Source organism: Dictyobacter halimunensis (assembly GCF_036245075.1).
The window spans coordinates 3,911,326-3,933,648 of sequence record NZ_BSRI01000002.1 but is presented as its reverse complement, the minus strand read 5'-3'; the positions used below and the strand labels follow the sequence as shown (position 1 = coordinate 3,933,648).

23 protein-coding genes are annotated in these 22,323 nt (G+C 57.2%); 14 read left to right on the top strand and 9 right to left on the bottom strand.

From position 1 onward, the window contains the following. Positions 1-18 precede the first annotated feature (18 nt). From AABA21_RS30280 to ispF, 3 genes are all read left to right on the top strand, one after another. Positions 19-1,218, top strand: coding sequence for a PIN/TRAM domain-containing protein (locus AABA21_RS30280; RefSeq protein WP_338255984.1), 1,200 nt, complete (start codon positions 19-21; stop codon positions 1,216-1,218). A 91-nt stretch (positions 1,219-1,309) separates the two neighbouring features. Further along, positions 1,310-2,002: a 2-C-methyl-D-erythritol 4-phosphate cytidylyltransferase gene (gene ispD / locus AABA21_RS30275; RefSeq protein WP_338255982.1), complete on the top strand. Its 693-nt coding sequence runs from the start codon at positions 1,310-1,312 to the stop codon at positions 2,000-2,002. Positions 2,003-2,004: 2 nt separating this feature from the next. Beyond that, on the top strand, positions 2,005-2,478 hold the full coding sequence (ispF, locus tag AABA21_RS30270; protein WP_420917235.1) for a 2-C-methyl-D-erythritol 2,4-cyclodiphosphate synthase: 474 nt from the start codon (positions 2,005-2,007) through the stop codon (positions 2,476-2,478). A gap of 108 nt (positions 2,479-2,586) precedes the next feature. Here ispF and AABA21_RS30265 read toward each other — a convergent pair whose 3' ends face one another. Both AABA21_RS30265 and AABA21_RS30260 read right to left on the bottom strand, forming a co-directional pair. Continuing rightward, positions 2,587-2,940, bottom strand: coding sequence for a 4a-hydroxytetrahydrobiopterin dehydratase (locus AABA21_RS30265; protein WP_338255978.1), 354 nt, complete (start codon positions 2,938-2,940; stop codon positions 2,587-2,589). Between the two features lie 112 nt (positions 2,941-3,052). Beyond that, complete coding sequence (locus tag AABA21_RS30260; RefSeq protein ID WP_338255977.1) at positions 3,053-3,367, bottom strand: Sec-independent protein translocase subunit TatA/TatB; 315 nt, start codon at positions 3,365-3,367, stop codon at positions 3,053-3,055. A gap of 556 nt (positions 3,368-3,923) precedes the next feature. Between AABA21_RS30260 and AABA21_RS30255 the strand changes: the two genes are divergently transcribed. After that, entirely contained in the window at positions 3,924-4,604 is a 681-nt protein-coding gene (locus AABA21_RS30255) for a hypothetical protein (protein WP_338255975.1), read from the top strand. Between the two features lie 97 nt (positions 4,605-4,701). Here AABA21_RS30255 and AABA21_RS30250 read toward each other — a convergent pair whose 3' ends face one another. After that, a complete protein-coding gene (locus AABA21_RS30250; RefSeq protein ID WP_338255973.1) occupies positions 4,702-5,541 on the bottom strand; it encodes a purine-nucleoside phosphorylase in 840 nt (279 codons plus the stop codon). A gap of 60 nt (positions 5,542-5,601) precedes the next feature. After that, positions 5,602-6,474 carry a tyrosine-type recombinase/integrase gene (locus tag AABA21_RS30245; RefSeq protein ID WP_338255972.1) on the bottom strand — a complete coding sequence of 291 codons (873 nt, stop codon included), beginning with the start codon at positions 6,472-6,474 and terminating at the stop codon, positions 5,602-5,604. Positions 6,475-6,867: 393 nt separating this feature from the next. Here AABA21_RS30245 and AABA21_RS30240 point away from each other — a divergent pair, with 393 nt between their 5' ends. Continuing rightward, the gene (locus AABA21_RS30240) at positions 6,868-7,665 is read left to right on the top strand and encodes a hypothetical protein (RefSeq protein ID WP_338255970.1); all 798 of its coding nucleotides are present in this window, start codon (positions 6,868-6,870) and stop codon (positions 7,663-7,665) included. Between the two features lie 68 nt (positions 7,666-7,733). Here the strand turns inward: AABA21_RS30240 and AABA21_RS30235 are convergent, their stop codons facing one another. Continuing rightward, a complete protein-coding gene (locus AABA21_RS30235) occupies positions 7,734-8,711 on the bottom strand; it encodes a hypothetical protein (protein WP_338255967.1) in 978 nt (325 codons plus the stop codon). A gap of 280 nt (positions 8,712-8,991) precedes the next feature. Here AABA21_RS30235 and ispE point away from each other — a divergent pair, with 280 nt between their 5' ends. Both ispE and AABA21_RS30225 read left to right on the top strand, forming a co-directional pair. Further along, a complete protein-coding gene (gene ispE / locus AABA21_RS30230) occupies positions 8,992-9,915 on the top strand; it encodes a 4-(cytidine 5'-diphospho)-2-C-methyl-D-erythritol kinase (RefSeq protein WP_338255966.1) in 924 nt (307 codons plus the stop codon). 177 nt (positions 9,916-10,092) lie between these two features. Beyond that, positions 10,093-10,842 carry a zinc ribbon domain-containing protein gene (locus tag AABA21_RS30225; protein ID WP_338255965.1) on the top strand — a complete coding sequence of 250 codons (750 nt, stop codon included), beginning with the start codon at positions 10,093-10,095 and terminating at the stop codon, positions 10,840-10,842. A gap of 7 nt (positions 10,843-10,849) precedes the next feature. Here the strand turns inward: AABA21_RS30225 and AABA21_RS30220 are convergent, their stop codons facing one another. Further along, positions 10,850-11,002 carry a hypothetical protein gene (locus AABA21_RS30220; protein WP_338255964.1) on the bottom strand — a complete coding sequence of 51 codons (153 nt, stop codon included), beginning with the start codon at positions 11,000-11,002 and terminating at the stop codon, positions 10,850-10,852. Here AABA21_RS30220 and waaF (AABA21_RS30215) point away from each other — a divergent pair. The 5 genes from waaF (AABA21_RS30215) to AABA21_RS30195 are packed head-to-tail and all read left to right on the top strand — an operon-like array spanning position 10,995 to position 16,644. Then, entirely contained in the window at positions 10,995-12,020 is a 1,026-nt protein-coding gene (waaF, locus tag AABA21_RS30215) for a lipopolysaccharide heptosyltransferase II (RefSeq protein WP_338255963.1), read from the top strand. The two genes, AABA21_RS30220 and waaF (AABA21_RS30215), sit on opposite strands and share 8 nt — an antisense overlap. Next, positions 12,017-13,237 (top strand): glycosyltransferase family 9 protein, encoded by a 1,221-nt coding sequence (locus AABA21_RS30210; protein WP_338255962.1) that lies wholly within the window; start codon positions 12,017-12,019, stop codon positions 13,235-13,237. Before waaF (AABA21_RS30215) ends, AABA21_RS30210 begins: the two co-directional genes overlap by 4 nt. A 19-nt stretch (positions 13,238-13,256) precedes the next feature. Beyond that, on the top strand, positions 13,257-14,618 hold the full coding sequence (gene waaF / locus AABA21_RS30205) for a lipopolysaccharide heptosyltransferase II (protein ID WP_338255960.1): 1,362 nt from the start codon (positions 13,257-13,259) through the stop codon (positions 14,616-14,618). Next, on the top strand, positions 14,599-15,435 hold the full coding sequence (locus tag AABA21_RS30200; RefSeq protein ID WP_338255959.1) for a GNAT family N-acetyltransferase: 837 nt from the start codon (positions 14,599-14,601) through the stop codon (positions 15,433-15,435). The genes waaF (AABA21_RS30205) and AABA21_RS30200 overlap by 20 nt, the downstream gene beginning before the upstream one ends. A 51-nt stretch (positions 15,436-15,486) precedes the next feature. Beyond that, positions 15,487-16,644 carry a glycosyltransferase family 9 protein gene (locus tag AABA21_RS30195; protein WP_338255957.1) on the top strand — a complete coding sequence of 386 codons (1,158 nt, stop codon included), beginning with the start codon at positions 15,487-15,489 and terminating at the stop codon, positions 16,642-16,644. Positions 16,645-16,743: 99 nt separating this feature from the next. Here the strand turns inward: AABA21_RS30195 and AABA21_RS30190 are convergent, their stop codons facing one another. Then, on the bottom strand, positions 16,744-18,036 hold the full coding sequence (locus AABA21_RS30190) for a radical SAM family protein (RefSeq protein WP_338255955.1): 1,293 nt from the start codon (positions 18,034-18,036) through the stop codon (positions 16,744-16,746). A 65-nt stretch (positions 18,037-18,101) separates the two neighbouring features. Further along, positions 18,102-18,407: a hypothetical protein gene (locus AABA21_RS30185; protein WP_338255953.1), complete on the bottom strand. Its 306-nt coding sequence runs from the start codon at positions 18,405-18,407 to the stop codon at positions 18,102-18,104. Between the two features lie 163 nt (positions 18,408-18,570). Here AABA21_RS30185 and AABA21_RS30180 point away from each other — a divergent pair, with 163 nt between their 5' ends. Next, complete coding sequence (locus AABA21_RS30180; RefSeq protein ID WP_338255952.1) at positions 18,571-19,332, top strand: nucleoside phosphorylase; 762 nt, start codon at positions 18,571-18,573, stop codon at positions 19,330-19,332. A gap of 32 nt (positions 19,333-19,364) precedes the next feature. Here AABA21_RS30180 and aroA read toward each other — a convergent pair whose 3' ends face one another. Then, positions 19,365-20,714 carry a 3-phosphoshikimate 1-carboxyvinyltransferase gene (gene aroA, locus AABA21_RS30175; protein WP_338255951.1) on the bottom strand — a complete coding sequence of 450 codons (1,350 nt, stop codon included), beginning with the start codon at positions 20,712-20,714 and terminating at the stop codon, positions 19,365-19,367. Positions 20,715-21,142: 428 nt separating this feature from the next. Here aroA and AABA21_RS30170 point away from each other — a divergent pair, with 428 nt between their 5' ends. After that, positions 21,143-22,318 carry an FAD-dependent oxidoreductase gene (locus AABA21_RS30170; RefSeq protein WP_338255950.1) on the top strand — a complete coding sequence of 392 codons (1,176 nt, stop codon included), beginning with the start codon at positions 21,143-21,145 and terminating at the stop codon, positions 22,316-22,318. Positions 22,319-22,323: the final 5 nt, after the last annotated feature.

Genomic DNA, 22,323 nt, shown 5'->3' with positions numbered 1-22,323 from the left:
CGCTTGGAGGATGCAGGGATGTCAGTAAATACCGTGACCCGCATCATAGGAGCATTGGTCGCCATAGGTGCAGCGATCAGTATCTCGTTGTATAGAGCTACAACATTGGCTCCACTACCCCTTCCTGTACCATGGGTGATCGCGATTATCGCGGCCGTCAGCGCGATCGCGGCCTTTATCATCACCCCGTATATTACCGTGATCCCATTCCAATGGGTCAGCAATAAGATTCGCGCGGCATCGGCCAGTGACCTGGTTTCCGCCGCGATCGGATTGGCTATCGGACTTATTCTTGCTGTTTTATTAGCGATCCCTTTACAGTACCTTCCCTTTGGCCTGGGGCAGATTACGCCGTTCCTGGGCGCGGTCATCTTTGGCTATATCGGCCTGACCACGGCGGTCCTGCGCAAGAGTGATATCGCTCACCTCTTCCAGTCAACTATAGCGCGCCGTCGTGAGCGTGATCGTGACCGTGAAGAGGACCGCGATCGCAGTGAGCGTGGTAAGAAGCGCGAGGCTGAGAAAGAAGCGGTTACCCCACCTGTTGTTCCATCCATGCAGATCTTGCTGGACACCAGCACGATCATCGATGGTCGCATCGCCGATATCAGTCAGACGGGCTTTATCATCGGCACACTGGTCGTTCCCCGCTTCGTCCTCAACGAGCTGCAACGCATCGCCGATTCGGCCGATACGATGCGCCGCAATCGCGGCCGCCGTGGCCTGGAGATCCTGAACCGCCTGCAAAAGGATGCGACGGTCCCGATAGAGATCGTCGATACCGACGTTGAAGGGATAGCCGATGTGGATGGGAAGCTGGTGAAGATCGCCCGCGATCAGCATTGTCCCATCATCACCAACGACTTTAACCTCAATCGAGTCGCCGAGCTACAGGGCGTCAAGGTGCTCAATATCAATGAGCTGGCCAACGCCATCAAACCGGTCCTCTTGCCAGGAGAAGATATTCATATTAAAATCATGCAGGACGGTAAGGAACTCGGACAGGGGGTTGGCTACCTGGATGATGGAACCATGATCGTCGTTGAAAATGGACGGCAGTTTATGGGGACGATGATTGAGGTGACGGTGACACGCGTGCTGCAGACGGTGGCGGGTCGCATGATCTTCGCCCATCCGAAACAGCAAGTCAATGCCAGTAGTGCCACCGCCAGCGCCGCGATCGCGCAGCAATCGTCCTTAAAGCAAAGGCAAGTATAAATTCCGAATGATCTCACAAGAGCACCCTTTGCGGTGCTCTTTATTTTTTATGTAAAGGGAGAAAAGGTAGCCACCTACCTCCACATATACCATGCAAGAACAATCAGCTGTCATTATCGTGGCCGCGGGGGCCAGTCGCCGCATGGGCAGGGATAAGCTCTGGATCCCCCTGGCCGGGCGCGTGACCCTCGCCCGCACCATCGATGCGTTCCAGAGCTCCCCGCGCATCGATACCATTGTGCTGGTAGTCAGCGCTGAACGCCTGGCGGAAACACAGGAGCTTTGCAGGCAGGAAGCATGGAGTAAGATCCGCGCCGTTGTCCCCGGCGGGGCCCGCAGACAGGATTCGGTCTGCCAGGGATTGGATACACTGGCGGCACTGCAGCCAGACTGCCGCTGGGTAATGATCCACGATGGCGCTCGCCCATTTGTGACGGCCAGCATCATTGAGGCCGGTCTGCTCGCGGCTCAGGAGCACCAGGCAGCCATAGCAGCCGTGCCGGTCAAGGATACCATTAAACAGGTGCGCAACGGCAAGATACTGGATACGCCGGATCGATCACTGCTCTGGACCGTTCAGACGCCCCAGGTGTTCTCTTTCCCACTGATCCACCAGGCGCACCACTCACCGCTGGCCAGCGATGACGCCACCGATGATGCCCTGCTCTTAGAGCGGCTCGGCCATCACGTAGCGATCTTTCCTGGCTCCTACACGAATATCAAAATCACCACTCAGGAAGACTTGCTCTTCGCTGAGGCATGTATCAAAGGACAGGTAGAATGACTATACGCATTGGTTCTGGTTATGATGTCCACGCATTTACAGAGGGACGCCCGCTGGTACTGGGCGGAGTGACCATTCCTCATGATTATGGCCTGGCCGGCCACTCTGACGCCGACGCGGTCATTCACGCCATTGTCGATGCTCTGCTGGGCGCGGCCGCCCTCGGCGACATCGGACAGCACTTCCCATCCAAAGATCCGCGCTGGAAGGACCAGCCAAGCACGGTCTTCCTCACCTATACCGTTGATCTGCTGCGCCAGAACCACTGGACCATCGGAAACGTCGACGCCACCATCGTCGCCGAACAGCCCAGACTCTCCCCCCACGTCCAGGCCATGCGCGAACACCTGGCGCAACACCTCCAGCTCTCCATCAACCAGGTCAGCGTCAAATCCAAAACCACCGATGGGCTCGGATTCGCCGGACGCCGCGAAGGCATCGCCTGCTACGCCGTCGCCCTCCTCGAACAGGCGTAGCCAATAATACGCGATTCTATTCATAAAAACGCAGCAGGTGCGCATCCGCACACCTGCTGCGTTTTTATGAATAGAGAGAGTGGGGGCACCTGCGCTCCCCAGGCCAGCTCACATCGCCGCGAAATCTTTATAGATCTCATTAGTCTTGGCCGCCATGATAAAATCATTGCGGTGCAAACCATGGATCTTATGTGTCCACCAGGCTACGCCGACCGAGCCCCACTCGGTCAGCAGAGCGGGATGATGCCCCTCATCCTCCGCCAGGCGACCAACCTTCTGCGTAAATGAGAGCGCCGAGACGAAATCTTTGAACTTAAACACACGCTCCAGACGCTTGACCCCGTCCTGCTCCATAATGATCCAACCGGGCACCTGCTTCTGATAGTTTGCGGCTTCCTCATCGGTCACTTTAGGCGCGCCGGCACGGCACACCTCGCACTTCTGCTGCGTCAATTCTTCCATAGCCTACCTACCTTTGATATAAAACTAAAAAAGGCTGCAACCGAACAGCTTCGGTTCGGTTCGCATGTTTATGGTTAGCGACAAGATACCAGTGAAGGCTGAGAGATCTTCCTTAGTTTTCTTTGGCAGGAACTGTTTTTGCCTCTGGGTTCACGGCCGCGTCGGTCCTGGTTGCGGGGGCTTTTTCCTTTTTCTCATCCGGGGTCATCAACATCTGGGCCGCGTGGGCCGGAGAGGTGGGAACCTTGTTCAGGGTCTCGCGTAACTTCGTGATATCATCGGCCGGCACGTGAGACATGAATTTATCTTTGGCATTTTTGACCTCGCCGGTCGTTTTGCCCGCATTGCGCGCCAGCGATTGTAGCGTTTTGGGACCGAATATAGCCAGTGCAACGCCAATAACTATCAGCAATTCCCAGATATGCATCGTCGTACTCCTTCACCAGTGACATCTATGCCAGCAGCTTTGTTACTACTACACCAACACTGCTATTTTACCACAGGGCCGGAGTTCATTGTGTCCTCCATTAGCCGAGCACACAAAAATATATGCATTCGTTTGCCGCGCATCCCCAAAAAAGATGTTGGATACAGTTCTTTAAGACAGAGAGTAAACTGAAGGATAGTACGAGCGGCCTGCGGTTAGCCAGATCGGGCCAATCGCTGTAAGGCGGCCGCCAAAGCCATCCCAAGGAATACCACGCTCAGGTACTTTCCCCACCTACAAGCTGAGTGTGCTGATCACGTCCCCCCAGAACGATGATCAGTCTCCTTCCCTTTTTATGACGATCAGAAAGATCAGGACATTTCTACCATACGGGTAGCCAGATTCCGCAGCAATCGACTATTATGATGTAAAGAGTAGAAAAGCATGTACCAATTTAGGCTATGCGTCGTCAGGCATTGTCAGCTGATGAGTGATAGCGTGGTATGATGGAAATAATGAACGATCAAAAAAAGACGAAGAAGAGAGTTTTGACGGAATGCAACATTCAGTAAAATCACAGAAAAATGGCGGCAATACCCAGGTACAAACGGTGATGATTACGGCCATCACGCTCTTCGCCCTCTCCGGAGCGATCCTTGGCTTCGCCGTAGGCGCCTTTACCCATCCGCGCACCGTCCAGCAGATCATCAATACTACGTCGGGAGGTGACAAAAAGCCTACCCCGGTCGTCATCGCGAAAACCCCCTCGCCCACCACAACCGCGGTAACAACCCAGGCCATACCACAGGGCTGTCCAGGAATAGGAACAACCTATGGCATAGATGGCACCATTACCCTCACCCTCGCGGCTAAACAAAAGGTACCGAATGACTGCACTCCCTCCAACGAACCTGATCTGGCCAACAATGGCATCACCTGCCGCATCTTCCTGGCCAAGGCTAAAGGTGTGGTTCCGGTACTTGACGATGCGGATAGAGCCTTGTTTAAAGATACCGCTAACTATAGCGGGACCTTTCCACATGAAATCGCTGGTGGTTTGACTGTGGTAAATGGAGGATCACTCACCCAGCCCTGTATGCAAGGCAAAGCCACGTGGACGCTCAGACTGGCAGACACGTTAGAGAAAGGGAAATATTATATCGTCGGCCTGACGGGAAATACTCCTTTCTATAACTATAGCTGGTCGACTCAGTTGAACGTGACAGGACAGAAATAAAGCAGCTATTTCAATACAAGCATTCCGCGAACAAAAAGGAAGAGCGAACCTGGTACAGGCTCGCTCTTCCTTTTTGTTTACATTACGTATCTTCAATTTAAGCCGGAGCACCCAGGCGTTCGACGATGCCCATGACGAGGTTGGCGAACTTGTTGCGTACGGCGTCAGCGGTGGAGAGCACTTCGGCGTGGTTGACCTCGGTAGTCTCGCTGCCGGTGGCGCTATTGGTGATCAGACTGATGCCGAGGACGCGCATGCCAACCTGGCGGGCGACCACTACTTCTGGCGCGGTCGACATGCCGACGGCGTCGGTGCCGATGGTGCGCAGGAAGGCCAGTTCAGCCGGCGTCTCATAGCTGGGTCCCCCGACCATGGTGTAGATCCCTTCGTGCAGCATAATCTCGGAATGACGAGCCGCCACCTCGCGCGCCAGCGCGCGCAGCTCGGCGTCATAGGCTTTGCCGACGGCCGGGAAGCGCTCACCCAGGCGCTCATCATGGGGACCCACCAGGGGATTGTTCCCCGCCAGACCCGGCATATAGATATGGTCGCGCAAAAGCATAAAATCACCGGGGCGGTAATTCGGATTGACGCCTCCGGCGGCGTTGCTAACGATCAGCGTCTCCGCGCCCAGCAGACGCATCACACGCACGGGCAGCGTAGTCAGGTGGACCGCGTGCCCCTCATAGAAATGGAAGCGTCCCTGCATGGCTACCACGGGCACTCCGGCCAGGTTCCCGATCAACAAACGACCGGCGTGACCAGCCACCGTCGACTGCGGAAAATGCGGAATCTCGCCATATGGGATAGCCACGGCATCGCGTATCTCAGTGGCCAGGTCTCCCAGACCCGAACCCAGGATGATCGCTAGCGCGGGTTTCGTCTCCGTATGTTTCTGGATCGCCTGCGTGGCCTCCATAGCTTGATCGTAAAGCATATCTCTCTCTGTACCTCCTCATTCAATTTACCGGGATGGCTACAGGATAGCACACGTGCGTCATCTATGCTGTGCGCTCGCCAGCTGGCAATAGAACTGCGTCGTTGAAATATGCGCATGTCCCAATAATTCCTGTACAGAGCCAAGATCCATTCCGCTATCGATCATGTGCATGGCGAACGCATGGCGCAATTTATGGGGCGTCAACGCCTCGATGCCGGCCCGGCGCGCGTAGCCCTTGATGATTAGCCAGAAGCCCTGACGCGTCAGGCGCTCACCATGATGATTGACAAACAGGGCTGTCTCTCTTGCATCGCGCAGAAAATGGGGCCGCCCATGTTGCAGATAACGATCAAGCACATCCATAGCCGCGGATGTGAGCGGCAGGTAACGTACATTGCCACGCACACCTACACATTGAATGGCGGCGTCCTGCGCGCGAAAGTGTTCAACATCCAGTGAGATCAGTTCGGAGACGCGCATCCCTGTGTCATAGAGGAGATGAAGCATCGCCAGGTCGCGTACACCCATCGGAGTATCCCTCTCTGGCAGATGAAACAGCGTCTGCACCTGCTCAGCGGTCATGATCTGAGGCAGTTCTCTTTCAACTGGCGGCAAGCAGACCCCCAGCGATGGATCGGTGGTCACGACCCCTTTCTGAGACAGGTAGCGGAAAAAAGACTTATAGGCCGCCAGCTTACGAGCGATCGTCGTCGGCCGATAGGCATGCTCATCACGCAGATGCTGGACATAATCACCTATGTGCTCATGAGTAACACGTGGCCAGCTCGTAATTCCCAGCGTCTGTATATGGCTGCACAACTGGCCCAGATCATTGCGGTATGCCATGATAGTATTGCGGCTACCACCACTACGTTCCATCTCCCCATTGGCAATCGAGGTAACAAATTTATCAACAGCTTCTTGCAACATAACACCCTTCCCACATCTATCTATCTAATTTTCTATGAGCGAAGCCAGCCGTTTCTCTAGGAGGCTGTAGTCAGTATAATCGATACATGCAATACATGCAAGTTCTCTAGTACATACAGTTCTATGTTTGACAAGATAGCGCATGCTAATTCTGGCATGCAATCCGCCCTCTACGAGGCTCGGCCTTTTTTCTTGGAAAGTGCTATAATGGACTAACGTTCGTGCGTTATGCACGTTCCCTTGAAGGTTACTACCCAACGGGTACGGCGACGCCCTCATTAGTAAGGTGAAAAGATAACTTTATGGCGCGGAGTCGTACATACGATACCTGTCCATATGCATATGCGAGTCGATATCATCAAACTCGTTTCGTGATAAGGAGAAAGAGTCGGAATGGCTAAACTGCAAGATATGTTTACGCAGGCACATCGAGCTCAAGGCGGCGGCGGCATGGGCTTCGTAGGCAAACATCGGACTGAGAGAAAGGCTCGCGCCGCGGCTCTCGTGGTTGAGCAAGAGACGATTGTCGCCGGCAATGCGGAAGCCGCGTTAAAGGCCGGTGCCGATGGCATCCTGTTCAAGTGGGATGGCAAAGGCAAAGATCAGCTCGACACGCTGAAAAAGGAGATCGAATCGGCCAAAGCTCAGAAGGAGAACACGGTCACAGGGCTGCACGTCACCGGTGAACTGGATAGCCTGACGGTCGAGAGCCTGAGAGAGCTAAAGGATCTGGGCGTCCAGTATATTATCCTGCCTTTTAATGCCCCCGCCCGCTTACTGGCGCTGGAGACCAAAGACCTGGAGAAGGTGATCGTGGTTCCGATGCGGAAGGATGAGAACTACGCGCTCTATATCCGCAATCTGACCGCCTTTGAGCATATCGCCGCCGTGCTGCTGGATTTTGATCTGACCGATAAGGTGGGCCAGCTGACCATTGAGGAGATCCTTGATTACCGCGCGGTCCGCGAAGCTGTGCGCTTCCCTGCGTTCATCTATGTCAATGGCTCATTAAGCGAGGAAGATGCCTATACAATCAATACTCTCGGCATTCAGGCGGTGATCCTGACCGCCAAAGAGAGCGCTGATGCCACACACGATCAGATCAAGTCGCTGCGCGAACTGCTGGAAAAAGTCCATCAGGATGATAAAGACAAAGACAGTCCGTCGTTGCCATCGGCGGGTCGCAAATAAAAGAAGGTTGCACCTTTATTCTTCGCGGGCGAGCGCTGATGCGCTCGCCCGCGTTTCTGTGTTTGTGCTCAGGATCCTTCGTTGGGGGCAAGGTCGGGAACGGGGACGCGGGGCAGCGTTTGCCAGAAGAGCTGGCGGCGTGGGATGCGGCGCAGCAGTCCTCGTGTCTGCTGCCAGACGTGCTCAGGATTAGCGTTGTTGCGCCAGAAGTAGTAGCAGGCCATGTCGTCTGGTTCAGCACTGAGCAGGCCCGAGAAGGCGACATTCAGCGCCTGTTCATCAGCTTCATCCAGGTTAAAGTTCTGCAGCCAGAGCTGGCTGCGCTTGCCCTGCTGCTTGACGGCGCCCACCAGTTGTTGTCCCCATGTTTCGACCATCGAGACGTCCGCTCCCAGCAACTGCCAGAAGAGATGACAACCAATCGTATCCAGGTTGGGCATGGTGGCCAGTTCTTCGGTCAGGCTGAGGTCCTGAGGCAGCAAGACGATGCTCGTTTTGGCCTCGCGATCCGCGCGTTTGACGCAGGAGAAAAGCTCGTTCAAGAAGTCGATCATGGAGCGGCGGCGAAAATGCTGAAGGTCTGTGATGTCGGGGCAGAGGGCGCGACAGACCGAGCAGAAGCAGGTAACGTCGGGCACACGCAGTTCATCAATGACGATGCCGTTGAGTGGATACGTGTGCAAATAATAATCCACCTCGTTAAAGAGCCACGAACGAAATGACTCATGGTTAAAGCAGGTCATATCGTGCACGCGTCCATGGCGATCTTTGACCAACGACTGCGGGTGCCGGAACGTATACCAGCTGGGCATAAAGATCGGGCCCGCGAACAGGTTGCCAAAGCGCCCCAGGCTCAAATAAACTTTCAATCCCGCATCCTGCGCGAGACGCAACCCGCGCTCAAAATCACGTGGCCAGCGCTGCTCTTCTTGCTCATGAATAGCATAGACAATGCTATTGGCGCCGGACGCACGAATATGCTCGAAATCGCGCTTTACAGCTTCGGGATGAAAAAATGGGTGAAAATAAGCAACAGTAATATCCATCTTACCTACTAACGATTGTTGCAAAAGAAAATATAGGAGCGAGCAACGTAATATTTACGTATGCATACTCTACAGTGTATCATATCGCCTAAAAATATTCTAAAGGCAGGTAGTTTTTGGCTATGCATAGCCTACAATTTTACCTGCTGCGGCGTCAAGTAGAGGGAGGTTGACAAGTGTTGTTTTTCTGGGCACAATGCACACAGAAATCCGTGTGGCGGAGCGCCCTGTGATATGAGCAGGCGGCCACATACAAAGAGATGGAGTTTGAGCACCCGAGATGAGAAGAGATGACCATGCCTGTCCCGAGGCGATCGAGAAGGTTCGCTTTGTGCGTTCATACGCGAAGATCAATTTAACCCTGGATGTATTGGGCAAGCGACCAGATGGCTATCATGAGCTGGCGACGATTATGCAGACGATCGACCTCTATGATACGCTATGCTTTTCGATCATTGATGAGAACCGGGTGAGCATGGTCTGTAACCGTCCCGAGCTGAGCAATGAGCAGAACCTGGTGGTGCGGGCCGCGCAGGTGATTCGTCAGAAGCTTAACCTGACGCGGGGACTGGCCATCGAGCTCAATAAACGTATCCCGGTGGCGGCGGGGCTTGGCGGCGGTAGCAGCAACGCAGCCGCGACCCTGCTGGCGCTGCAGCAGTGGTGGCAGTTGCCGCTCTCTTTACATGATCTCTGGGAGATAGCCACATCCCTCGGTTCGGATATCCCTTTCTTCCTGACCGGGGGACTGGCCCTCTGCGAGGGGCGGGGTGAGAAGATAACGCCGCTGGCCCCCCACTGGCCTACTTCTATGCGCTGGCTCGTGTTGCTCAAGCCGGCCATCGGCGTCTCCACGGCCACCGTCTTCCGGCAGTTGACGGCCAGCGATTACAGCAACGGCTCATGGAGCCGCGCTGCCGAGGCCGCCCTGCAGACCCGCAGCACTCTGCGCCCAACGGATCTCTATAACAGCCTGGAGCGCGGCGTCCTCGCCCAGTATCCCGAGGTAGCACAGGCACGCGCCGACATGTTGCAGGCGGGGGCCTCATATGTGCGGCTCTCGGGCAGCGGTCCCACGCTCTTCTCGACCTTTGCCGATCTGCCAGCCGCCGCCTGGGTCCAGCACCAACTCCAGCACCAGGGTTACGAAGCGTACCTGACCCGGCCCATCACCACAGCTAATACAGAGATTTCATATTTTTGACACTCATCGCCCAGAGTTGGCCCGCGCGGCTGATTTCCCTCGCCGCAAGAAAACATTCGTCCCAACGTTCAAGAGGTATGGGTAGGTGTTAGCTCGACTTCCCACGGGAGCTTTGTTATAATTTGCACTGGCTAAAACAGGATGTTGTGAAGCGCATAGCATATAGAGGGGGCCACGATGAACCTATGGGACTCAGTTCACCGAAGTCTTGAGAAAGCTTCTAATAGTGCAGGACGCATTGCGCGCATTCAGCGCACACGTTCACAGGTTGAGACGCTGGGGCGCCAGATTACGGCTCAGGAACAGGATATACTCAAACAGGTTATGGAGCTGTATGTGGCGGGCATGTTGACCCAGTCAGAGTTGTTAACGCCATGTCAGAATCTCTTCAATTCTCATCAGCAGTTGTCTCAGGCCCGCGCTGAGCTGCAGCTGCTTCAGAGTCAGGGACCAGCGGTCCCCTCACCGGGAACGCAGGAGATAACCTATACATCTCAATCAGATGAAAGCCATACAGCCCCGATCTACACCGATACGGCGGCACCGATCATCCCACCACCACCGCCTGGCCTAACGCCTTTGACAATCCATTCACAGGAGACTATGATAGTGGAGGAGGTAGCCCCTGATACCGACAAGGTAGATCTGGCGGCAGCGCCGACGCGACTCGAAGGGGTTCAGGCTCCAACGCAACAGTGTCCGGGTTGTGGCACCGCTATACAGGCCAATGATCTCTATTGCGCTGCCTGCGGCCGAGCACTCCACCCGCATATGGAGGAGCAACTTCCAACAGCACGCGTCAGTCCCTCCTCACCAGCATATCCAGGACTCCAGGCGGATCAGATAGAGGATCGGGCAACCGTGCGCGGTGAAGATCCTCCACCAGCAACCGATACGGGACTCTCTGAGAAAGATAGAGGATACTAGTTCTGCGTCAACAACTTATTACGGCACTCTGTAGCGGTCTGCGGCTGCTGTTCGTGCTGCTTAACGCGTTCGCCAGGCCGTTCAACAGATCATCGAGGCGCCAGCCGCGATCAATCATGCTGATCAAGCCCTGCTGCATCGGGGATGTGATTATGACCACTCCCCTGCTTGAGGTGATCCGCGCGAATTATCCAGAGGCGACCATCACATATATTACCGGCACGTGGTCAAAGACGATTGCCGAGCATCACCCGGCGGTCGATAAGATCATCGACTGTGGCAGCATCGGCATCCCCGGTCGCTATAGCCTCAAAGATTATCTCAATCTGGCGCGGCAACTGCGCCGGCAGCACTATGACCTGGCGTTTGTGCTGGATCGCTCTCCGATGCTGACCCTGCTGCCATGGCTGGCGGGTGTACCACGCCGCGTGGGCCCCGATAGCCTGGGTCGTGGCTTCTCATTGACCGATCGCGTGGTCGTCTCAGTCGACCGCTCACACCTGCAGCACCAGGCCGAGATCTATCTGGACCTGGCGCGCGCCATCGGGCTGCGCATTGATCAGCCACGCATGCTCTTCGTGCCGACCGATCAGGAGCGCCAGTCGGCCTATAAATCAGACTATACGAAGGTCGCCGTCTTCACCGGTGGCGGCAGCAATCCCGGCATGCAGTTAACAGCGAAGCGCTGGCCCATCGAGCGCTACCGGGAGCTGACGCGGCGCATCGTTGCTGAACTGGAGATGCAGGTGCTGCTGATCGGCGGTGAAAGCGACCGGGAGTTAAACCAGAGCCTGATCGATGGCTTGGATGTGCCATCCGAGATGGTGGTTAACCTGGCGGGGAAGACAAGCTTTGGGGAGACGGCGGCCCAGATCGAGGCGTGCCGGCTGTTTATTGGCAATGATAGCAGCCCGATGCACCTGGCGGCGGCGGTCGGTACCCCGGTCATCGCCATCTTTGGTCCCACCAGCCCCGAGGAATACGGCCCCTATCCCCTGGACGATCCACAACATATCGCGCTCTGGCGCCATCCCACGGGGCAGCCCTGCTTCTTCCTGGGCAAGATGCAGCCCTGCGAACACTGCACCTGCATGACTTCGGTCACGGTTGCTGATGTCTGGCAGGCCCTGCAGCGCCTGATCCCTGACGCCCAGCAAAGGCAGGAGGTGCAACCATGAGGAACCTGCTGCGTACCCTTATTCTGAGCCTTGTGCGCGTTTATGGCAGCCTGGAAGCCAGGAAAGCCAGTCACAAAAAGCGCCTGCCATCGGCGGAACGGGCTCCACGCATCCTGCTGGTGCGGCCCGATCACCTCGGTGATATGATCATGACGACTCCGATATTGCAGGCCATCAAAGAGCAGTTGCCCCAGGCCCAGATTACGGTGATGATCGGTCCCTGGTCGAGCGAGGTGGTGGCGCGCCATCCCGCCGTCGAGCGCCTGCTGACCTGTCCCTTTCCGGGCTTCCAGCGCGCGTCACAGAAGGCGCTGGACCCCTATAAGCTGCTGTTGCGCACGGCGAAACAGCTCAAACAGAGTGAGTATGAACTCGCCATCAATCTGCGTCCGGACTTCTGGTGGGGCGCGGCCCTGCTCTATCTGGCAGCCATCCCTGAACGCATCGGCTATGCCACCGCGCTGACCACGCCGTTCCTGACACAGGCGCTGCCATTCCCGGGCGCCGAGCACGCGACGATCTCGAATCTGCGCCTGACCAGCGCCGCCCTGCAGACCCTGGGGGCCCCCGCGCTGGCCGAGCCCTATACGCCCGCGCGCTATCCACTCTATTTTAAGCCCCATGAGGATGAGCTGGCCTGGGCCGATGAGCGGCTGCAAGAGGCATCCATGTCTACAGGGAGACCCATTGTGGTCATCCATGCGGGGACTGGAGGCGCGGTCAAGCTGTGGCGGAACGATGGCTGGACCCATATCGCGCGGGCATTGATCGAGGGGAACCTCCTGCCGTCGCCGGCCCATGTTATCTTTACCGGCGGCAAGGGTGAACAGGCCATGATCAAGGAGATCGCGGCACCACTAAGGGGTTCTGCCCTGATCCTGACGGAGACGACGGTAGGGCAGCTGGCGGCCCTGCTGGCGCGCGCCGACCTGGTGCTGGGCGTCGATAATGGTCCCCTGCACATGGCGACCGCGCAGGATACACCCTCTCTGCGCCTGTTCGGACCAACCGATACGCATATCTTCGGACCCTGGGGCGCGCAGGAACGGCAGCGGGTCCTGGCCTCCACCCATCGCTGCCCTGGATGCCCCGTTATTCCCTGCGGTCGCCTGGACTTTAGCGAGGAAGAGCTTCCCGAGCATCCCTGCGTACGCCTGATCACAGATGAGCAGGTTGAGCAAGCCATCAAGGCGCTGGTAATGACGGAAAGAACCTGAGTACATTAGGAATAATTTTATGGCACATGCGTTAGCAAATAGAGATGATTATGGCTATCCTACGCAACCTGATTCACGGAGACGGCTGCGCAATAGCGCTGTACATACGAGCAAACGAATTTTACTTTCTGGCATCTATATCCTGATGAGTGTGCTGGGCCTGTATCTACGCCTGAGCAGTGGGCTGAGCAGGAAACCGGCCCTGAATCCGGCGCGCTTTCATCCCAGGCGCATCCTGGTGATGCGCCTGGACCTGATCGGCGACCTGGTGCTGTCTTTGCCGGTGGTCCACACCCTGAAGCGCACCTATCCCGAGGCGGAGATCGACCTGCTGGCGCTCCCATCCAGCGCGCGCGTGCTGGGCAGCGATCCCACCATCCACACGGTGCTGACCTATGATCCCAATATCTGGCGCCGCCCAAAGGCTTTGCTCAATCCCAAAAACTGGCGCGAGGCCCGGGCGCTGCGCCAGCAGTTGCGAGCGCGCGACTATGACCTGGCAGTCAGCGTATTCGGTCCCTGGGCGGCGCTGATCTCCTTGATCAGTGGAGCGCCGCGCCGCCTGGGCTTTGGCAAAGAGAGCTATCCCGGCCTGATGACCGATAGCGTACCCGGACAGCACTGGGAGGAGGGCGACCATCTGCACGAGGTCGATTACTGTCTGCGACTGGCCGAAGCCGCCGGGGCGACGCTCCAACCGGAGGACCGCATCCCGACGCTGGTGGTTGATCCGCAGGCTCAACGCGACGTGGAGCACCTGCTACGGCAGGAGGGGGTCAACGGAGAGAAGACGCTGATCGCCTGCCATGTCAGCTCGAACAATGGTCAGTCCAAGCGCTGGCCGATTCCATACTGGGCCAGGTTAATCGATCGCCTGCTGCAAACGGGCAGGTACGAGATCATCTTTACCGGCGCGCCCGACGACCTGCCGCTGATCGAGTCGATCACGGCCCGCATGCGAGAGCAAGCCATCAACATGGCGGGCAAAACGAGCCTGAAACAACTGGCGGCTCTGCTACAGAGGGCGGATATCCTGATTACCGGTGATAGCGGTCCCATGCATATCGCCTGCGCCGTGGGCAGCAAGGTAATCGCCATCCATGGGCCAACCGACCCGGCCATGAGCGGGCCCGTCAGTCCACACGCCACGGTCCTGCGCGATCCGATCTGGTGCAGTCCCTGCTATAAAGCCAGAGGCGCGCCGGCTGATTGCCGTTTCTTTACGACCCAGTGCATGAAAAACATCCCGCCCGAGCAGGTGCTACAGACTATTGAGACACTCCAATCGGAGCCGGCGGGCCAGCCGGCTTCGGAAGAAGTGGCCCCACTGGAGATACAGCAGTTGGTAGAAGGAACGCAGCATGAGCAAGATCTTCAGTAGTCTGACAGAGCCTGGATTATTGGCGGCGGTCGAGCGCAACTTCGCCGAGGAGATGGCCTGCTTTGGGCGCAACCTGCCGGGCGCCATCCTGCACCAGGACGACGAGCTGACCCTGTTTATCACTGGTCCCGGTGGCCCAAATGGGGTATTATTAACATGCTTTAAGCAGCATGACGCATCCTATATCGACACGCGCATCGAGGAGACGCTGGCCCGTTTTAGGAGCCACGAGGTACTTGATCCCGGCTGGCGCGTTGGTCCTACCACCCAACCATCCGACCTGGGAACCTACCTTGAGCGCCACGGCATGGCCCAGCGTACCTCCATGTCCTGCCTGATCCTCGAGGTGGCCTCGGCCCGACGCATCGATGTCGCGGTGAATGGGTTGGAGATACGCGAGGTGCAGACGCTTGAAGAGCTACAGGCCAAGTGCGAGGTGGAAAGAATCGGCTTTGGCGCATCCGAAATGATGGCCCGCCACTATTATCTGACCTATAAGTTCAGCGGCTTCGGGGAGGGACAGCGCTGGCATCACTACATTGGCTGGCGCGAAGGGAGGGCGGTCGCGGTCGCGTCGATCCTGCTCAAACAGGGCATTGCGGGCATCTACGGGGTGACAACGCGGCCGGAGGTGCGCCGGCAGGGCATCGCCACGGCCATGATGCAGCACCTCATCGGCGCCATTGGCCAGTTGGGATACTCGATCGCCACGCTCTCACCATCCGACATGAGCGGAGAGCTCTATCACCGCCTGGGCTTCGAGGACTATTGCCAGCTTCATCACTACAGATCTTTAGCTCCCGAAGAACACAGTTAAGAAAAAGAACTTGTATATTTATACATCATACAGATAAGAAATAGAAAATGTATGCATAGATCACAGATAACGCTACCACCTGACGCACGGATACTGGTGGTAAAGATGGCCGGTATCGGCGACCTGCTGCTGGCGACCCCGGCGCTACGGGCGCTGCGCGAGTCGTATCCGCAGGCCCGCATCGATCTGCTGGTAACGCCCGATTCGGCGGGTATCCTGAACGGCTGGGATGCCATCGACCATACCATCGTGCTGGATAAGTATCTCTTCGATCATCCGCGCCAGATCCTCAACAATCCACAAACGTTGCTACGCCTGAAGGAGCTGTGGCAGACGATGCGGGCCGGTCGCTATGACGCGGTCCTGCTGCTCCACCACCTGACGCTGCCCTTTGGACGCTTGAAGCATCAGCTGTTGATGCGCGCCACCGGGGCGCGCTGGCGCGTGGGACTGGATAACGGCCACGGCTGGTTCCTCAATGTGCGCGTCAAGGATGATGGCTTCGGAGCGCTGCACGAGGCGGAATACGCCATGGCGGTCGCCGAGGCGGCCGGGGCGACCGTGCGGGACAAAAAGCTGTACCTTCCACTGAGCGAAGCCGACCGCCAGCAGGCCCGGCGGCTCATCTATGGAGAGGGCGATTCCCACGAGGTAAAGCGACCGCTGATCGCCATGCATCCTGGCAGCGGCAGCTATAGCATAGCCCGGCGCTGGGCTCCGGAGCGCTTCGCGAAGTTGGCCGATACGCTGTACGCCGATTTCGGCGGCGAGCTGTTGCTGGTCGGCGGACCCGAAGAGAAAGAGCTGCATGAGTATATCATCTCACAGATGCAGTCTCCGATGCCTGTGCGTAGCCTGTCCGGCAAGGGCAACATTAAAACGACGGCCGCCGTGCTGGAGATGGTCGATCTTTTCGTGGGCAATGACGCGGGCGTTATGCATATCGCAGCGGCCGTAGGGGCTCCGACTGTGGGCATCTTTAGCCTCACCAACCATAAAGCCTGGGGACCCTATACCGGCGGGCCCGACAGCAAGCGCGCCACAGTGGTGCGGCTGGACCTGCCCTGCATGCCATGCTTCTACACCGGCCACCAGCTCGGCACCCCCGAAGGCTGCTCGGTGCACGACTGCATCACCATGCTCGGCGTCGATCCCGTCGCGGTGGCCGCCCGCCGCATGTTGGGGGTGAATTACATCCACGGGGTGTAAAATCGGACGCCCATAGGTTCGGACCTCGCGTCCGATTTTACGCGGTGGGCGTCCGATTTTACGCGGTGGGCGTCCGATTTTACGCGGTGGGCGTCCGATTTACGGGGCCACGGTCGGGGCGGGCGTGGCGGGTTCCGGAGCGGTGGCTCGTGGAACGGCTCGGGTGAAATTGCCGATCTCGACGTCGGGCAGCTCCTGCTTGAGGATCTGGATCAATTTCTTCATGCCCAGCGCTTTGCCCATGGTGTTGAAGTCAGGCATGCGTGGCAGGAAGACTTCGGGATCGATGTTGAGGTTGCGCAGCTGGATGAGGCGCAGATTGGTGTCGCGCGCCAGGGCCAGCAGGGCCTCTACCTCGCGCTCGCGATCGATCAGGCCAGGGAAGCTGAGCAGGTTGATAGAGCTGTACAGACCTGCTTCCGAGGCGCGACGCAGCGATTCCTTGACGTCCTCAAAGGTGTAGCCGAGGGGACGATAGTAGGCATTATACGTTTCGGGATGGCCCGAGATCGTGCTGACACGAATGGTGTCGAGCCCGGCGTCGTAGAGATGCTGCAGCCAGCGCGGATTGCTGCCATTGGTGTTGATGTTGATGATGCCACGATCGGTCTTCTGGCGCAGAGCCTTGATAGCCTTGCCGATGCGCGGCCACTGCAGCAGCGGCTCGCCTTCACAGCCCTGGCCGAAGCTGACGATCGAGTCTTCAGCCTTCTCCAGATGGGGCAACGCCACCTCGACGATCTCATCGACCGTGGGAATAAAGGTCAGTCGGTCCTGGGGCGAGATCAGCTCCTCTTCTTCTTGCTTGGAGATACAGCCGACGCAGCGCGCGTTACAGCCAGGCGAGACGGCGATGGCCATCTCCCAGCGCTCAAAGAACAGATTGCTGGCGGTGGGACACGAGTAGTCCAGCGCGCAGTGGGCGTGCTGACCAATGATGCGGTTCTGGGGATAGGCCTCCTGCTTCGCGTGTACCAGGCGCTCCAGTTTCTGGCGATTGAAGGCGCGCGGATGCCATTTTCTGACCTCGTCGGTCTTGACGGCCGCCACATAAAGCTTGCCATTCATGCCAGCGACCGCGCTATAGCCGAAGAAAGGCAACGGTTCCGTATCGGGTACCTTTTCATAGGCGGGCAGCAATGTTCGCGTGTAGCCAATCGGCAGCAGCGCGGCCACCGCCCAGCCACGCGATTGCGGCAACACGTGGCGCACGCCCGAGCGCTTCAGGCCGACCGCCATGCGATCGGGCATCATAGATAGCGTCACGCCATCTGGTAGCGGTATTAAATCAGATTCTTTTAGCGGGCGATCCCCAAAGGAAAGGGCCTGCAAGCGAGGCTCTTCAAGGATCTCCCCCTCGGGGGTTACATACAATAGATACGGAGTCGCCATAATTGTCCTTATCGTGTCCTTAATGAATACTTGATGTTAACGCATAAGATAATGCAGAGCAGAGCTCAATGCATGGGAGGAGGAGTCGCCGGAATGCTCGGACTGGTCGGCCGATCGTCAACCGGCTCGTCATTGAATAAGCGCGGGAATGCACCGGTAATGGCTGTCGCTTGACTCTGCAGGTTCACCCGCTGCTCCAGTTCACGGCTATCTTCATACACAAAACTTAAAATGATATGCTGGCCGCGAACACTCTGGCTCATCTGTCGAATGCGTGGGCGCTCCCCCTCCATCCAGGCGTTGACGACAGCCTCTAGTGCGGCGATACTTCCGCCACACAGCGCGCTATCAAAGCCTTTATACCTATACACAATCGTATCCTTTCGGCTGTATCCAACAACAGCACCTCGACCACGCAGACAAAAAATCTTCCATTATGACCGAAGAGTATTGTATCATTCTATTGCAAGATTTACCAGACCTTGAAATCCGGATCCCGGCAACTCTTGCAATAGCAGAAGAAGGATCTATTTTATGCCTGAGTATCCTATACTTGAGTTTGATAGCGCGCGGGAAGCGATGTTGGAGCCCACGCGCCTGATTCGCCCGATAGATATCTCTCCCTATGTCGTGGTCTGCTTTTTTCAGGATGTGATTACGAAGTTGACCCAGAGGCATGCGGCGCGCGTGGTAAAGCATCTGCAAAGCGAGATCGGGAAGCATCCAATCTATGAGATAGAATTTGAGGGACAGCGCCTGACGGTATTCCATCCAGGTATCGGTGCGCCGTTGTCAGCCGCGATGTTGGAAGAGGTGATCGCGCTCGGAGGACGCAAGTTTGTTGCCTGCGGGGGCGCCGGCGTGCTGAATAGCTCGCTGGCAGTGGGACACGTGGTGGTCCCGACGTCGGCGATACGCGATGAGGGGGTCTCCTACCACTATCTGCCACCCGGCCGCGAGGTAGAAGCAGACAAAGCCGGCATACAGGCGATCGAAGCGGTGCTGCAGAAGCACCACTGCGAATATGTGACGGGGAAGACCTGGACCACCGATGCCATCTATCGCGAAACGCCGCAGAAGGTGCAGCTACGCCGTGAGGAGGGCTGCATTACGGTCGAGATGGAGGCGGCGGCCTTCTTCGCGGTGGCGCAGTTCCGCTCGGTCCAGTTCGCGCAGATTCTGTATGGAGGCGACGACGTCGGAAGCGAGCAGTGGGATGGTCGCGAGTGGACAACCCAGACCACAGTGCGCGAAAAGCTGTTCTGGCTGGCGGCCGAGTCCTGCCTCAGCCTCTAAAACCATCCAGGCGGCCAGGCCAGGGGGCTACGTTAGCCGCGCGACTGCTGAACATCAGCGCCACAGCGGCGCAGTTCCTCAAAGAAGTGCGGATAGCTCTTGGCGATATGCTCGGCGCCGGTCACGGTCAGCCCGCGCTGGCTGCGCAGACCGGCGATCGCCAGGGCCATCAACAGGCGGTGATCATTGTGCCCGTCGACACTAACGCCACCTTCGATCCCCTCTGGCCGTCCATGGATAATGATGGCGTCACGCTGCGGCTCAAGCCTGCAGCCGGCCTTGTTCAGTTCAGCGCACAGATCATTGATGCGGTCTGACTCTTTGTAGTGCAGGCTCTCGACGTTGTAGATGCGGCTCTCACCCTCCGCAAAGCAGGCGGCGGCAACAACCACCGGGATACAATCGGTGATGGGATCGCCATCGATCTCGAAGCCATGCAGGCGGCGTCCTCCGCGCAGCATGATCGTGTCGCCGTAACGCTGGATATCGGCGCCCATGCGCTCAAAGGTGGCGAACAGGTATTCCCCCACCTCGTCTCCTGGACGCAGGCGGGACAGGGTGAGTTGGCTGGCGGGATCGCTGGAGGCGGCATACGCGGCCAGCAGGGCGGCCGCCGAAGGATAATCCCCCGGAATATGATACTCGCGCGGCTGGTAGTGCTGCCCGGCCGGAACGAGGAAGTGCAGCAGGCTGGCGTCATACTCGATCTGAATGCCAGCCTCCTGCAGTACCTCGATGGTGGTGCGCACCAGCGGCTGTGATTTGAGGCCATCCACCACGTCGATCTCCAATCCTTCAGGTAACAGGGGTGACAAGAAAAGCAGGGCGCTGAGAAACTGCGAGCTACGCGCTCCGGAGACGGTCACCCGCCCTCCATGGATGGCGCCACCACGCATTGTGATAGGCAGGCAGCCTTCGGGTCCACTCCCTTCACAACACACCCCTAGCGCGGTTAGCGCCTCCAGCAGTTCCCGATTGGGTCGCTTGCCCAGGGACTGGGGATGGTCGGTCACGATGGTAACCTCGGGCAGCATCGCTCCCAGCCCAATCAGTAAACGCGCGACGGCCCCGGCGTTGCCGACATTGATCGTCACTGGCCCCGGTTGATAAGGTCGACCGGTCCCGCGAATGAGCAGGACGCGCTCCTGTTCATCTTCCCAGCGCAGTTGCGCCCCCAGCGCCCGGCAGCCGCGAAACAGAGCCTCGCTATCATCGCTCTGGGCGGGCAGCACAATCCGACTCTCCCCCGGCGCCAGTGCCGCGGCCAGCGCATAGCGCAACGTGTAGTATTTGGACGAGGGCACCTCTGGACGTGCAGGGTGCAGCGTTGATGGGGCAACCATAACGGTAGATGGGAGAGAGGCGGGTGAACTATCGCTCATAAGATCAGCATCGCTTTCTTTACAAAATTGATAAGTGATCGCGTCAGCACGTCATAACTAATAGCTGAGATGCACACCTTGACAGCCAGCATTACTCACTATCATTGTAAGTGACAACCCCTTCGATGTCGAGGGACAACCTTCCCATCATCCGGCCTGCCGACATGGTTACTATTATCGCTTGTGCAACTACGCCAACCAGATCAACGGCATAAGCCATAGTAGAGACCATCATTACTTTAAAATATGAGGTCACATATTATATTTACAAGTTAATTTCACAGAAAATACATTTGAGCACCAAATATTTCATGAAATGCTTAACCATTTTTTACTTTATATACTCTTTAGTTATATTTGAAATCCGTCGTATATTTTGTTATAATCGTACCATTGGCATGTTTGAATGAATAGGAGGCAATTTTATCGTGCATCAGCAACATGTTGTGATCGTAGGAGCGGGTATTATTGGTCTTGCCACCGCCTATAATCTTCTGCGACAAGGCATGCACCAGGTTACCGTACTTGAACAGGAGACCGTGGATCATGGGCAAGCATCCTCGCATGGCATTTCGCGCTTACTCCGCTTCGAGTATGGCACCGACACGTTTTATCCAGAGATGGTACGTTTGAGTTTGAAACGCTGGCAACAGCTAGAGCAATATACCCGGCAGCGTCTGTATACCCCGACCGGAACGCTTGGAATGGGGAGTGGAACGGATAGCCTGAGCGAGCAGAGCTATCAGACATTGCGCGGCCTGGGGTACCCCCTTGAGCGCCTGAGCCACAGCGCCATTGCCCAGCGCTTTCCGCAGTTTTGCGCCCAGGAGTATGATTTTCTGTCGTATCACGCGAACGCGGGCATGCTCCATGCCTCGCTGTGTCTACAAACGTTGCGCACGGCTATTCGTGAGATGGGGGGAACGATATTAGAATACCATCAGGCTACCGCCATTCGCCATGACAACGCCCGGCAGCCGATACGCATCCAGCTGGCGGCAAGAAATGAGATCGTCGCGGATCGCGTCGTCATCGCGGCCGGTCCCTGGGTGCATCGCATCCTACGCGATGAGATAGACCTGCCCATTCAGCTGACACGACAATATCTCCTCTACTTCGCCAATCTCCCATTGAAAGAATTTAGCTTGCCCGCCTTCCCGGCCTTTATGGCGGACGACCTCTACGGCTTCCCGATTCACAAGCATGGCAACAATGGTCCCGCCTGGCTCAAGGCGGCCTCACATACCTTTGGGGCGCCCGCGGAGCCAGGAGAAGTGCCAGTAATCGATGAACAGGTTATCAAGGATGTCGCCCAACGCCTCTACCAACTTATTCCAGCATTGAGAAAAGCCGAATTAGCGAAAGTTGAATCTTATATTTATGATGTAAGCCTTGATGAAGATTTCATTCTCGATTATCTACCACAGGACAGACGTATTGTGCTGGCAACCGGCTTTACCGGCCATGCCTTTAAATTTGGTATCTTACTGGGAGAATTATTGAGCTCACTGGTCTGCGATGAAGAGCCGCTGGTACCGCTGACGCGTTTCCGCCTGGCCCGCTTCGCCCACCAATGGCGCATACCTACCCCTTCCGTTGCGTGACCCGG

Bases quoted from the DNA above. Each gene is read 5' to 3' on its own strand.
- AABA21_RS30280 (WP_338255984.1), top strand. From the start codon at position 19: ATGTCAGTAAATACCGTGACCCGCATCATAGGAGCATTGGTCGCCATA.
- ispD (WP_338255982.1), top strand. From the start codon at position 1,310: ATGCAAGAACAATCAGCTGTCATTATCGTGGCCGCGGGGGCCAGTCGC.
- AABA21_RS30265 (WP_338255978.1), bottom strand. From the start codon at position 2,940: ATGGAAGAATTGACGCAGCAGAAGTGCGAGGTGTGCCGTGCCGGCGCG.
- AABA21_RS30260 (WP_338255977.1), bottom strand. From the start codon at position 3,367: ATGCATATCTGGGAATTGCTGATAGTTATTGGCGTTGCACTGGCTATA.
- AABA21_RS30255 (WP_338255975.1), top strand. From the start codon at position 3,924: ATGCAACATTCAGTAAAATCACAGAAAAATGGCGGCAATACCCAGGTA.
- AABA21_RS30250 (WP_338255973.1), bottom strand. From the start codon at position 5,541: ATGCTTTACGATCAAGCTATGGAGGCCACGCAGGCGATCCAGAAACAT.
- AABA21_RS30245 (WP_338255972.1), bottom strand. From the start codon at position 6,474: ATGTTGCAAGAAGCTGTTGATAAATTTGTTACCTCGATTGCCAATGGG.
- AABA21_RS30240 (WP_338255970.1), top strand. From the start codon at position 6,868: ATGGCTAAACTGCAAGATATGTTTACGCAGGCACATCGAGCTCAAGGC.
- AABA21_RS30235 (WP_338255967.1), bottom strand. From the start codon at position 8,711: ATGGATATTACTGTTGCTTATTTTCACCCATTTTTTCATCCCGAAGCT.
- ispE (WP_338255966.1), top strand. From the start codon at position 8,992: ATGAGAAGAGATGACCATGCCTGTCCCGAGGCGATCGAGAAGGTTCGC.
- AABA21_RS30225 (WP_338255965.1), top strand. From the start codon at position 10,093: ATGAACCTATGGGACTCAGTTCACCGAAGTCTTGAGAAAGCTTCTAAT.
- waaF (WP_338255963.1), top strand. From the start codon at position 10,995: ATGACCACTCCCCTGCTTGAGGTGATCCGCGCGAATTATCCAGAGGCG.
- AABA21_RS30210 (WP_338255962.1), top strand. From the start codon at position 12,017: ATGAGGAACCTGCTGCGTACCCTTATTCTGAGCCTTGTGCGCGTTTAT.
- waaF (WP_338255960.1), top strand. From the start codon at position 13,257: ATGGCACATGCGTTAGCAAATAGAGATGATTATGGCTATCCTACGCAA.
- AABA21_RS30200 (WP_338255959.1), top strand. From the start codon at position 14,599: ATGAGCAAGATCTTCAGTAGTCTGACAGAGCCTGGATTATTGGCGGCG.
- AABA21_RS30195 (WP_338255957.1), top strand. From the start codon at position 15,487: ATGCATAGATCACAGATAACGCTACCACCTGACGCACGGATACTGGTG.
- AABA21_RS30190 (WP_338255955.1), bottom strand. From the start codon at position 18,036: ATGGCGACTCCGTATCTATTGTATGTAACCCCCGAGGGGGAGATCCTT.
- AABA21_RS30180 (WP_338255952.1), top strand. From the start codon at position 18,571: ATGCCTGAGTATCCTATACTTGAGTTTGATAGCGCGCGGGAAGCGATG.
- aroA (WP_338255951.1), bottom strand. From the start codon at position 20,714: ATGAGCGATAGTTCACCCGCCTCTCTCCCATCTACCGTTATGGTTGCC.